Source organism: Rhodococcus sp. Q1 (assembly GCF_004153645.1).
Classification (GTDB): Bacteria; Actinomycetota; Actinomycetes; order Mycobacteriales; family Mycobacteriaceae; genus Rhodococcus; species Rhodococcus gordoniae.
Genome location: NZ_SDMJ01000008.1, coordinates 138,538 through 150,317, shown reverse-complemented (window position 1 = coordinate 150,317; position 11,780 = coordinate 138,538). Strand labels below are relative to the sequence as shown.

The 11,780-nt window shown below is 63.7% G+C and carries 10 protein-coding genes; 1 reads left to right on the top strand and 9 read right to left on the bottom strand.

Annotation, left to right across the window (positions count from 1 at the left end; all coding sequences use genetic code 11):
* Positions 1-461: 461 nt before the first annotated feature.
* Complete coding sequence (locus tag EQ874_RS20065) at positions 462-980, top strand: hypothetical protein (RefSeq protein WP_129977899.1); 519 nt, start codon at positions 462-464, stop codon at positions 978-980.
* 92 nt (positions 981-1,072) lie between these two features.
* Here the strand turns inward: EQ874_RS20065 and EQ874_RS20060 are convergent, their stop codons facing one another.
* The 9 genes from EQ874_RS20060 to EQ874_RS20025 all read right to left on the bottom strand — a co-directional run bounded on the left by EQ874_RS20060 (position 1,073) and on the right by EQ874_RS20025 (position 11,348).
* A complete protein-coding gene (locus tag EQ874_RS20060) occupies positions 1,073-1,843 on the bottom strand; it encodes a replication protein (RefSeq protein WP_129977898.1) in 771 nt (256 codons plus the stop codon).
* 226 nt (positions 1,844-2,069) lie between these two features.
* Positions 2,070-2,963, bottom strand: a complete 894-nt coding sequence (locus EQ874_RS20055) for an HNH endonuclease (protein ID WP_129977897.1) — start codon at positions 2,961-2,963, stop codon at positions 2,070-2,072.
* A gap of 97 nt (positions 2,964-3,060) precedes the next feature.
* Positions 3,061-4,932, bottom strand: a complete 1,872-nt coding sequence (locus EQ874_RS20050) for a DUF2075 domain-containing protein (protein WP_129977896.1) — start codon at positions 4,930-4,932, stop codon at positions 3,061-3,063.
* Between the two features lie 125 nt (positions 4,933-5,057).
* Complete coding sequence (locus tag EQ874_RS20045; protein WP_129977895.1) at positions 5,058-6,095, bottom strand: HNH endonuclease domain-containing protein; 1,038 nt, start codon at positions 6,093-6,095, stop codon at positions 5,058-5,060.
* Between the two features lie 409 nt (positions 6,096-6,504).
* Positions 6,505-8,376, bottom strand: a complete 1,872-nt coding sequence (locus EQ874_RS20040) for a M12 family metallopeptidase (RefSeq protein ID WP_129977894.1) — start codon at positions 8,374-8,376, stop codon at positions 6,505-6,507.
* A 105-nt stretch (positions 8,377-8,481) separates the two neighbouring features.
* The gene (locus tag EQ874_RS22950) at positions 8,482-8,637 is read right to left on the bottom strand and encodes a hypothetical protein (protein ID WP_165369283.1); all 156 of its coding nucleotides are present in this window, start codon (positions 8,635-8,637) and stop codon (positions 8,482-8,484) included.
* Between the two features lie 209 nt (positions 8,638-8,846).
* Positions 8,847-10,703 carry a DNA/RNA non-specific endonuclease gene (locus EQ874_RS20035; protein WP_129977893.1) on the bottom strand — a complete coding sequence of 619 codons (1,857 nt, stop codon included), beginning with the start codon at positions 10,701-10,703 and terminating at the stop codon, positions 8,847-8,849.
* 66 nt (positions 10,704-10,769) lie between these two features.
* The gene (locus EQ874_RS20030; protein ID WP_129977892.1) at positions 10,770-11,117 is read right to left on the bottom strand and encodes a DUF1036 domain-containing protein; all 348 of its coding nucleotides are present in this window, start codon (positions 11,115-11,117) and stop codon (positions 10,770-10,772) included.
* Positions 11,118-11,120: 3 nt separating this feature from the next.
* Complete coding sequence (locus EQ874_RS20025; protein WP_060654427.1) at positions 11,121-11,348, bottom strand: hypothetical protein; 228 nt, start codon at positions 11,346-11,348, stop codon at positions 11,121-11,123.
* Between the last annotated feature and the right edge of the window lie 432 nt (positions 11,349-11,780).

Genomic DNA, 11,780 nt, shown 5'->3' with positions numbered 1-11,780 from the left:
TGAGAACTTTGCTTCCTTTCTCCAACTCGCCGCTGCGCTGACCTGCTTCAAGAAACTCACCAAATGAGACGTGCTCTAACTAACCAGATCGGGAAGGCAGACATGCTGCGACTCGCTGCCGGTTGCAGAAGGCCCCGCCGCAGCACGGCGTCTCTCTGCCATCACAACCCTGATCGGCGGCCTCGTGGGTCGGGGCCACTCCGTCGGCAGCCAGGGTGAGGCCGTTACTGCGGAATCCGCTTTGGGTAACCACGGGATTCAAAAAGGTGTCGTCGGTCGGAGTGCGCACCACCCAGTTGGTGACGTCCACAGGGGTGAAGACATGCGAAGTTCATCCCCGCGTCTCCATCGATTAGATCGGACGCATCTTCTGAACGGGAGACGGGGCGGCGGGGATGTGGGCGGACACACCGGACGACGTCACAACGATCGATCCAGCGGAGGAAGTAGGGACCTTCGTCGTGGAGGACGACATTGTTGAGGTCGCAGTCAACTGGATCGAAACGCTCCGCGGTGATCGACAGGCCGAAGAGCGGATCGACCAGCGTCGTCGCTGCCGCTGGCCTCTGACGGTTGGGTCGGTGACGGATACTCTCCTCAACGGCGGTGGTCTTTCGAGATCGCGGAATACGCGAGCGGTGGAGTTCGAGGTACGGGCTTCCCATTATCTCCGTTCAGGTCGTCAACTGGTGTGTGAGGTCTACCCCCACGTATTCGTCGGTCAACGGGGAGGTGCGATATCGCGGTATGCCGGCATGGCCATGCAGCAAGCCGGTGATATCGTCACCGCGTTGCCCCCCGCTACTCAGAAATGGATCCGGATCAGGGGCCTGAAGCAGGCTGCGAGTTGGGTGTCGACCGTGGCAAACATTGGGGACCGTTTCTGGCTCGAGCAGCATGGTGCCAAGACGCGCTTCTCGGAACCGCCGGTCGGTCCGGTCGGTCCGACAGCTTCTGCGCGCCGGCGACTGCCAGGCTGATCGAGGACTAGACGATGCCAAGGCGGGCGTTGGTCGCTCCGGGGAACTGGTCGAACAGTGAGTGGACACGACCGGGGTACGGTCGCTGTCCGTCACGCTGCCTGAGCGGTTCGGCAAGGGCACCTCACCGCTCTGCCATGCTCATCGTCCGGTAGCCACCCGTACTCGTCACATTCCCCGCACTTCGCCGGTCGAATCCGAGGAACGGACAGTCCCTGCCACATCGGCAGCCACGCGTGCGCATATCGCATCGGATCGCTGGGGCGGTGCGCTGCCTTCGCTGCTGTCACCAGCGTCGGGACGCCGTGCGTCGCGATCAGCGCGTCGATCGCGGCTGCGGCATCCGGCCTGAGGTACGCGAATGTCGCTGTCAGTCCGGATTCTTTACATGCCGCCGCTAATCGTGCGATCTCGGGACTGTGCGATGCGTTCGAGAGCCGCGACGTGCGGTTGGTTTCCGTCCTTTGTGAATCAGTACTTAAAAGACCGCATGGCTCTCCGACGTCCGCGTTGCCGCGGGTCGGATTCTCAGGCCCCGGCTGGACATGCGGTTCCTCGTAGATCGTCTGAATGGTGATCCATTGACCGCGCTCGCTCTGGATCTTCTCGCGGATCAGGTAACCGAGTTCGGCAAGCTCTCGGAGAGCGGAGCGGATGGCGTCGCGTCCTTCCTTCGGCGACTGGCCGGCGATCGAGTCGGACCGGGTACGCCAGTCGTCCGGCTTGGACAGCAACCAGATGAGCACGCCTCGTGCTCGGAAGGACAGACGCTCGTCGTTGATGACGGCGTTGCTGAGGATGGTGAAGTTGCTGGCAAGGCGCGGTCCACGACGCACGCCGCCAGCCAGGGTATTCTGGCCCACGTTCGACTCCCAATTAGTCGGACATCCGGCCCGTCGGGAGTTGCCGCTCCTGGCGGGCCTTCTTCACTTGTGACGCCACGCGGATCGGTGACGATCTTGAAATCTTGGCACTCCTTCGGTCGTGCGCGCAAGGAGAACCTTCTAAGTCGCTTCAGCGCAACGGTTTACATGGCCACGCGGGCCACGACATCTCTGCGGCGATCGCCATAATGCTCTTCTGCCAGAGTTATGAAGCCGATCGGACCCAGTCGCACGCGTCTCGATGCCGAGCGAGCGCCGCAGCGTCAGGGTGATGAGCGGAGCTTTTCGGTACTCGAATCCGCTTGCCCGCGAAGGCTGCATACTCGCTGCTCTCGAGCTGGGGAGCCACTGCGACTGTGAGGTCGCTGCGCACTGTCCACAGTTGCAGGTCGAACAAGGTGTGGAGGTCGGCGCGGAGGAGCAGACCATTGGTCACATGGTTGCTGTGCTCTCCGAAGTAGCGGTCGATATGGGCTGCTTCCAGGACCGCCTCGACGTCGCATCCCGTGACTGCACAACGACGTTCATAGGCTGCAAGCAATGCGCGACGGAACTTGGGCTGACCATATCGCACAGCAATGGCTCGTTGAGCGCGTTTACGGACGTCGTCGCCCTTCTCGTAGGTGGGAAGGCTGGCGGGCAGCTCTATATCGACGACGGGGAAGTGGGCGAAAGCAAGATCGGCTTTCGCGCCGAACAGAGAGCGCAAGCGACTCTCGGCAGACGGGTCGGACACTTGATTTGCCCCGGCCTGCGCCGCGAGATTCCTCCCGAGCAACTTCTGTAGCTGAGCCCAGGTGGGCGATGAAGCTACGTCCTTACTGATTGTGTCGAACTCGAATCGGTGGGTGTAACCGCCGGTCCGAACGTCGCTCCAGTGTGCGGGCGGCGCGCCGGGAGTGATTTCGTAGAGGCCGGAAGTTGCTCGTGCATACGCGACGAACCCGTTGCCCTGACCCGTTATCCAGAAGTAGATGTCGTCACCGGGCACAATCTTCTTGAAGTACGACGGGCTACGCACATCCCAGAAGCCATCGTCCCGCGCGTAATCCCAGTGTTGTGGCGTCTTCTCGTTGATCTTGACGATCCAGCTGGTCATTGCCCATGCGCCTTCTCAGGTTCGCATCGGGTGGGGGCATGTCCTGCTGCGGAAGCCCGTCGGGCCGTGCTCGGTGTTCGATACTCGTCGTGAGGTGTCAGTCGGCGATCAGTGCGCGGAGCGCGTCGCGCGTTTCGGCGTCGGTCGAGTAGATGACGGTGCCGATCATTCCACGGGTGAGCAGCACCTTGTAGACGTTGCGGACCAACCGGTCGAAGCGCACGTCGGAAATTCGCGTGCGGTTCTTGAAGTCGGGATCGCGGTTGGCCTCTCGGGCCGTGGTGAATCGTCCGTTACGCCAGACCAGATCAGGTCCGAGGATGACTCCGTTCCAGTCGTATTCGAAACCCTGGGCGGTGTAGACGCAACCGACCTGGCCGAAGCCGCCGTCCTCGGTAGCCCACAACGCAGCTGGGGGAGCGTCGCCGACCCGGCGGTCGCTCTTGCTGTTCCACGGACGCGCCCAGCTGCCGATCCGAACGTCGGGAACCAGATTTCCGGCCTTGTCCGCATTACTCCACGGCCAGCAGTAGCCTGCCGTCATCCGCGCCGAGTATCCGCGCTCCCGCTGCTGGGAGAGGAAAAGTTCCATCTCCTCGGGGCTGTCCGCAAGACGAACGGTGAAGTGCGGATCGCCCTTCCACTCGAACGGCCCTCCGTCCTCCAGATCGAGCAGCCGCTTCACCCACAGCAGATACTCTTCGCTACCCCCGCAGCGGAACTGTTCTCCCAGGTGGATGTGCTGCGTCTCGAGCCCGAGTGAGGCTGCATAACGTTTGATCTGGGCGAAAGACCCCATCTCTCCGGGGCGTACCACCTGGTGGTCGTCGAGAAGGAAGACAGGGACGCGCGCGGCCGCGATGAGTTCGTCGACCTGCGGTCGGTCTGTGCGGAGTTCGGCTCGGGTGTAGCGGTCTACGGAAGTTTCGCGAATGCGGTGGGCCTCGTCGAGGATGAGGACATCCAACCCATTGCGATCTGCTGTCATGAACTGGTTGAAGTACTTGAACATCTTCTGCACGCGCGGCGCACGGTGTCCCGCAACCTTCCGGAGGGTTTGTGTGAACGATCGAGACCCGGTCGCGTGTAGGACGGTTCGTCCGCGCCGCGCGAGCTCGCCGAGCAGTGACAACGCCACCACGCTCTTGCCGCTGCCGGGACCACCGGTGACGATGATGACGCGCTTGCGATCTGCGGCACGTGACTGTTCGACCTCGTGGAGTACGAGGTCGACGGCGAGCTGTTGGTTTCCGAGCAGATGGAACTGGGGGCGGTCGCGTACTTCTGCGGCGGCAACCTCGAGGAGTTGCCGGGAGGGGGCGATCGCCGACTTCATCAAAGCGTCGCCGGCGGAATAGCCAGGCGCAGGGGCGAGACGGCTCCGAAGGAACGCGATCATGTCTCCGCGCTCGGCAGCGGTGAACATGCGCCCAGTGACGCTCATCGGATAGGAACGCAAATCGGCGACGGCACTCTGGTCGGTGGCGTTGTGAAGGTAAGCGATACCGGCAAGAGCGTCGGGTTGATCGGACACCGTACGGGCGAAGTCCACGAGATAGTCGCAGTACCCCTTCACCTGCGCGGCCGGGTGCAGCTTCGGTCCTCCCGGCATCCCGGCTACCTCGACAAGTTCGGGGTTGTCCTCGTACCGCCGCGCAGCCGACCATTGCTTCAACTCGACGACCACATACGAAGCCGCACCGGTCTGCGGATGCGTCCCCGCCAGGACGACGTCGGCACGCTGGGACGTCAGAGGAAGGTGATATTCGAGCAGCATCTCGACGTCGTCCAACCCGGCGTCGACGAGGTCGCGAGCGAGAACGGGCAGGCTCCGTGCCCAAGACTTCTGCTCGGATTCTCCGGCGCGTCGTCCCGTGCGAAACAACATCTGTTCCAACAACTGCTCCGCAAGCGATTCGGGACGATCGAGGTCGACGATCCGGCGGGCGGTGGTACGAAGCAGCGTCACAGTCAGGCCCCCAAGGCAGCACGAATCCACTCGGGCGGGTGGGGGCATGTCCGTGGCTGCTCGTCGCAGCGGAAGTCCGTCGGGCCGCAGACAGAACTATATCGGTGAGGGTTGCCGCAACTCGTTCAGGGCGAGTGCGGCTGGTACGTACCGGACGATCTCCACAGCACCGAGCCGGAAGGCAAGGCCGCATAGACGCCGTGAGCGGCCGACGCCGTCCGCTTGTGCAGAACCGGGATCCGGGTGAGGCTGGAAACGTCGGCCAAGAATTTCCGTTCCAGGGCTCGCGTCACATGGTCCTGCACCGGGATGCTCGCCGACTTGTCGAGGTTGCATCGCGCGTCGGTTGCCACCAGGTTGGCAACACCGTCGATGGGGATCATCGACCACGGCACCACGTGATCGATGTGGACTTCGGATTGCAGACGACCGTCGCAGTAGAAGCAGCGACCCGACTGCAGGTCACGGAGCGGGTCGACGAGAGCACGCAGCGCGGTGCGGTCGGTGCCGAAGAGAAAGCTGACGATGTCCTCGGCATCGAGTTCGGCGCGGTTGAGGTCGATGACATCGTGCGCCCATACGGAGCGGACGAAGGTTCTGAGTAGCACGGATGTGCGGCGCAGCCCCTCGGGCACACCTGGACGCAGCACGATGACGGCGATCCGGTCGACGTCACTCACGGTCATCTTCTTGTGAAATCCCGTCGCGTCGTACAAGAACTCGTCGCGGGTACCGCTGTGGGGGACGGTCTGAAGATGCGTGAGCGGTTGTTGTGCGATCGTCAGCCGCACGGAGCGAACGAGTCGTCGATAGACCGGATGGGCGGACTCCTGAGCTGCCTCCGCGGTGCGAAACCCATCGGATATCAGGATGTCTCTGACCTCTGCGATGCGATCCGGGATCGAACGTCCGCGCCGGACCTGAACGAGTCGTCCATGGCGGTGGAACGACCGAACCTGATTCCAGTAATAGCCGATGATCCGGTGCGCGATCTCGTCGATCGGAACGGTGAGACTCCCGTCGGGAGCAGCGGTGTTCTCGACGCAGATGTCGACGAGTGCCAAGACAGTCGCGAGTTTGTACGTGGAATTGCGGCGACCGGCTTCGAGGAGTTGCACGACGCGGCCGGCGACGTCGAGGGGGTCAAGTGCCGCGTAGCTCATCCCGGCACAATATCCGTCGCTCGAGCCGTGAGGCTTTCGCGCTACGAATTCTGAACCGGAGGTCGTGCGGTGAGAGCGCTCGGTCGATGCGGTTCTTCTGTCAATCCGAATCGTTCATCGAAGATGTCCTGCACGTGAGAGCCATCTATTGCTCGGCTCAAGCATGGGACGAGCAGCATCGTGACATTTGGCCACTGATTGTGGGGCGGATCCGAATGGAGATAGGGACGACGATCTGCCGGCAATGATCGAACCCGAATTCGATACGTAGACGATAGGGAAGCGCAGTGGGTTTCCTCGCGCGCTGAACCGAGGTTCGCTCGCGCTACACGCGGGGCGAGTCTCGGTTCAGCGCGCGAGAGGTGTACGGGCGCAGGCGGTCCGGAGACAGGTCCCCGGGCCTTCTGGATTACGACCCCTTCCACCACGACGTGTACACGCGACCATCGTTGCCGCAGATGACTGCGTCGAGATTCTTAGGACCACGTGCGAGTGCGGTTACCTTACGGCCGGCTGGGAACACCCCACCGATGTTTCGCCAGCAGTCGCCGATGCCCGACCAATCACCACCCTGGTACCACCACGACGTGTAGACACGTCCGTCGTTTCCGCAGATGAACAGGTCTATGCTGTCGCGGGACTTGGCAACCGCACTCACCGGCGCACCCCTCGGGAAGACACCGCCGATGTTCCGCCACGTGTTGTTGAGGCCCGACCAGTCGCCGCCTTGGTACCACCAGGAGGTGTAGACGCGTCCGTCGTTGCCCGTGATGAACGCGTCGAGGTTGCCGGCGCTGCGCGACGTGACCGCGACCGGGGCACCTGGAGGGAAGAAACCACCGATCGAACGCCAGCGGTCGCCGATGCCGGACCAGTCGCCGCCCTGGTACCACCAGGAGGTGTAGACGCGTCCGTCGTTGCCGGTGATGAACAGGTCGATGCTGTTCGACGACTTGGTGATTGCGGTGACCGGTGCGCCCTTCGGGAACACGCCGCCGATATTGCGCCAGTTGTTGTTGATGCCGGACCAGTCGCCGCCCTGGTACCACCAGGAGGTGTACACGCGTCCGTCGTTTCCGGTGACGAACAGATCGAGATTCCCAGGGCTCCGTGAAGTGACCGAGATGGGTGCGCCGGGAGGGAAGAACCCGCCGATGGAGCGCCAGCGGTCGCCCAGGCCCGACCAGTCGCTGCCGTAGTACCACCAGGACGTGTAGACGCGTCCGTCGTTGCCGGTGATGAACAGGTCGATGCTGTTCGACGACTTCGCGATCGCGGTGACGGGAGCACCCTTGGGGAAGACGCCGCCGATGTTCCGCCATCGATCACCGACACCCGACCAGTCGTTGCCCTGGTACCACCACGACGTGTAGACGCGACCGTCGTTGCCTGTGATGAACGCGTCGAGGTTGCCGGCGCCACGTGACGTGACGGACAGCGGTGCTCCCGGTGGGAAGACGCCTCCGATGTTGCGCCATCGGTCACCGATGCCCGACCAATCCGGGTACAGCGTGTGCACTGCGGTGATGTCGCCGCGCGACAGGCCGTTCCGTTGCCCCATCACCACACCGGGCGGCAGCGGGACTCTCGGCACGATGGTGGGTTGCCCGTTGGTGCTGAAGGCCGTCGCCGAGTAGTGCATGACGGAACCGAAGTCGTAGGCACCGATGTCGTCGCCGTCAGTGATGTGCTGGTCGAAATTGTGCGCACTGGCGGGATCGATGTTCGCGAAACGGATCTCGACGAGATTGTTGCGGTCCTCGCGGCTCTGCTCGTGCCACAGTCCCAACGCGTGGGCCATTTCGTGGACGACGGTGCCGACAGGGGCATTGGCAGCGATCTCGATGTCCTGACGACCACCGCGCATACCGACCGGTGACCGGCTCGCTGTGCTCGGGCGGAACCGAACGAAGTTCGCGTGGCCCGCACGCGCGATGAACCGTATTCGGGTGTTGACATTCCAGTGCGCTACCGCATCCGTGATGCGCTGGGCGTTGGGGAATGAGGGGTCGACCTCGAACGGGACGGTCGCGTTCGGCCAGCGCAGGTGAGCTCCCGTGACGCCGATGCCTTCGGGACCGGCCTGTGCTGCGACCTCCTCGACCGTACCCAGCACGATGTCGCCTTCGAACACGGCCAGGCCGTCCACGTCGGCGTACCGGACTTCCCGATCACCGTCGGCGGTGTGGACGAGGGTCGTGCCGGCGACCGGTCCCGACCGATATTCGCCGGTGTCGCCGTAGTTCTCGGCGGGGGTGAGTGGTGCTTCGTCGATGGACATGGGATGTGTTCCTTCCGTGGGGTGTGAACCGTCCCGGTCGGGAATCGATTCGTTCGGTACGGGATTCGATGACCTTCTCCCGTAGAGGTTGTGATCGCAGAGTCGTCAGGTGACCACGTCGACCGGCACCGTGAGCGGACCGGCGTCACCGGTCACCGGCACCGGTATCGACCGAGTCGACAGCAGATCGCCGACCGCGACCACACCGTCACCGACGAGGTCGACGTGGCAACGCAGCGACAGTGCCGTAGCAGCAGACACTTCCGATGCGTCGAGTACGAAGGGGATACGCCCCCCGGGCCGCACTGGAATGTCTTCCATCTCGACACTCGCCAGCACAGGCGCAGTCCCGTCCGCGTACGACACGTCCCTGACCTCCACTACGACCCGCGCCGTCGTGGTGGGTGCATCGGTCGGAATCGTTACGACTCCGCGGACACGCCTCACGCGTCCTCGCATCGGTTGAGCCGTCACCAGTGGATGGCGGCCACCGAATCCAGTGGCTCGGCGATCGCCTCCGCCGCGACCTGCAGATCCGCATCTCGCAACGCCTGCGGGAACCGCAGCCGGGCGCGTTGTTCGATCTCGGCCAGCGGAACCTGGAAGACCCGGAACTCGTCGAGGTCGAGCACCTCGAGCTGGTCGAGGTTCTGGCTCAGCAGGAAGCCTCGGGCCTCGAGCTCGCCGTTCTTCATGAACACGAGCACCTTCCAGAACTCGCGGGGGATCTGCACCCTCCTGAACTCGCGGTCGTCGTCCGCGAACACCGGGCCGCCGAACGCCGACACCTTCAGGTCGTCGACCTCCACATCTGCGAAGACCGCGTCCTCGAGCTTGCCCCAGACGCCGTCGCGGGCGCTCTGGTTGAAGTCGTCCATCTGCGGGGTGATGTTGGTGTAGAAGAACGAATCGGTGTTCGCCTTCGTTGCTTCGCTCGTGCTGCCCCACAACAGGTCGGCGCGTCGTGCGAGGTGCCCGCGATCGAGTCGGTTCGCTCGGTACAGCTCGTTGCCGACCTGGGTGTCCGCCGCCAGACGTGGATCCTTGACGAAGTCGATGTTCTTTCGGCTGAGCTTCTTCATCGAACCGCCGTCGATGTTCCACGCCACCCAGGCCGCGAACCGACGTGACTTGCGCATCGTCAGCGAGAAGTGCGTGTAGTGCAGCACCTCGGAGTCGTCGTTCGCCTTCGCGATGTCGGGCTTCACCTCGGCCGTCACGTCGGGAAGCGGGACGGGCGTCGGCAGGAAGTTCGGGTCGTAGCCGACGGCCGCGACCGCCTCTTCCGACACGGGCGGGGTGAAGGTCACGCCCAGCTTCTCGAAGACGGACTGCGGCAGGCACGCCAGCGCGTGCTCGTCGGAGCTGCCGTTGGCCTCGCCGGCGAAATGCAGTCCGGCCAAGACTGTGGTCGCTGCGCCGGTTCCGGACCGGAACATCCATGCCGATCCCGAGTCGCCGCCGCTGCTGATCTCACCGTCGGCTGCGGGGTGCTTCGGGTCAGGTCCGATCTCGAACCCACCGATGGACTTCGTGCCGACCCCTCGATACGTGATCTTGGCGATCACATCGACACGACGCACCAGACCGTGGGTGATGCCGGTGGTGCGACCACTCTTGATCACCGTGTCGCCGAGCTCGGGTTCTCCTATGGCGTCCGGAACGACGCCGAGCCCGCAGATCTCCGGATCGAACTGCCGGTCCTCGATCGTCGCCACGGCACAGTCCCCGGCCGGCCCGAGATGCGACCGCACGAGTCGTCCTACCCGGTTGTCGTCGATGCGATTGTCGTCGTGCGGACCGGGCTGGACGATCGTGTCACCCACCCGACCCGCCGCGTTGTGCAGCACGTGCCAGTTGCTGAGCATGTACGGGGTGTGGTTGTCGACGTCGTAGACGATGCATCCGATCGTCCCGGCACTGACACTCGTGTGCCCGACGCTCACACCCGGGACGATCGGATCCAGCCGCGTCTTCCGGGGCGGCGTCGCTGCCTCCGGGACGCGGCGGAATGCGGGTTCGTACGATCGTTCGATCACATCGGTCGGAACCTCGACACCGTTCACCGTGATGCTCTCGGGAAGCGGGGAGGTGCCCAACGCTTCGAGAGCCTCGGGCTCCGATACCTTCTCGTTCACCGTGAACTGCACGGCGAGCTCGTCCGTGGGTTTGCCGTCCACGTGCTTGTAACCGACGCCGACAGACGAGACATTCGGATCGTCGAGATAGTCGGCGCCCTTGGTGCGGATGAACTTCCGCAGAGCGACGGCGAGCTCGTCCTTCTCGGGGCGGGGTGTGCGGCTGGTCCTGCCATTCTTGGTAGCCATGTTCGATCCTTGTGGATACGACGCGACGATGACGCGGCGCCGTCGGGTGGATGAATCGGAAGCCGATCAGCTGAAGACGACCGTGTGGTCCAGGCTCGTGGTGGGAACGATCAGCTTTTGGAGACCGCGGTCGGTTCCCGACGAGCTGGCGGTGTTCCAGCACCAGTCGAATGCCTGCTGCGGCAGGTTGGTGACGAACGGCCCGCTCCATTCGGGGCTGCCGCCTTCTCCGTGCGCGTAGAAGAAGAACTTGCTACCACCGACAAATCCCGACCGGACCTTGGCCGTGGCACCCGGTGTGAGCCGCCACCAGCCCTTCTTCGCCCAGTCGCCGCCGTCCGGGCATCCCGGTGAACTGTATGCATATGCAACCCAGACGGATTCGCCCGTCCGATTGCGGAAGAAGAGTCCCATGATCTATTCCTGTGTCGTGAGCGGTGGGTCGGCCGGCAGATCGGCGTCCCCGTTGTCATCGGTAGCATCGTTCGAACCGGGAAAATGCTCCGACGCGGTTGCCGTGTAGGCCGGGGAGTCGGTATCGGGTTTGTCGACGGTCGGCGTCACCGGCATCGATTCGTCGGCCAGGGAGAGTGCGGCAGCCTCGGCTTCGTCCAACAGCCGCCACTGTCCGGGTTGCGTACTCATTCTCGGGACTCCGATCTGGAGGAACGCGGATCCGTCCGCGGTCTGTGAGAAGAAAGCTACGAGCGCGCAAGCACTCCGGGGAGAGTAGGCGGCTACTCGATTCGTGGTGGGACAGTGCATTCGGCACTGCGGGATGGGGTCATTGCCTCCGTCACTGCGAACCGTGCACGGGGTCGTGCCTCGTGTGGCGAACGAGTAGTGGAGTACTCGTGTCGGGACGTATCCGTCGGTTCTACGGTCAACGCGGATCGAAGAATTGCAGGAGCTCCCAACAGAGGTTGCGAGATGCGCACGCTCGAAGGCTTCAGAACAACGTCACGGTTCCGCACGACGCTTGCTTCCGTGGCGTTGGTGTTGTGTGCCGCGGGTACTGCCGGGTGCGATCGCACCACGGAGGAATCTCGTATACCCGCATCGTCGGTAACCCGGGGT

Excerpts from the sequence above, each read along its gene's own strand:
- EQ874_RS20055 (WP_129977897.1), bottom strand. The coding sequence starts at position 2,963 with ATGACCAGCTGGATCGTCAAGATCAACGAGAAGACGCCACAACACTGG.
- EQ874_RS20045 (WP_129977895.1), bottom strand. The coding sequence starts at position 6,095 with ATGAGCTACGCGGCACTTGACCCCCTCGACGTCGCCGGCCGCGTCGTG.
- EQ874_RS20040 (WP_129977894.1), bottom strand. The coding sequence starts at position 8,376 with ATGTCCATCGACGAAGCACCACTCACCCCCGCCGAGAACTACGGCGAC.
- EQ874_RS20035 (WP_129977893.1), bottom strand. The coding sequence starts at position 10,703 with ATGGCTACCAAGAATGGCAGGACCAGCCGCACACCCCGCCCCGAGAAG.
- EQ874_RS20030 (WP_129977892.1), bottom strand. The coding sequence starts at position 11,117 with ATGGGACTCTTCTTCCGCAATCGGACGGGCGAATCCGTCTGGGTTGCA.
- EQ874_RS20025 (WP_060654427.1), bottom strand. The coding sequence starts at position 11,348 with ATGAGTACGCAACCCGGACAGTGGCGGCTGTTGGACGAAGCCGAGGCT.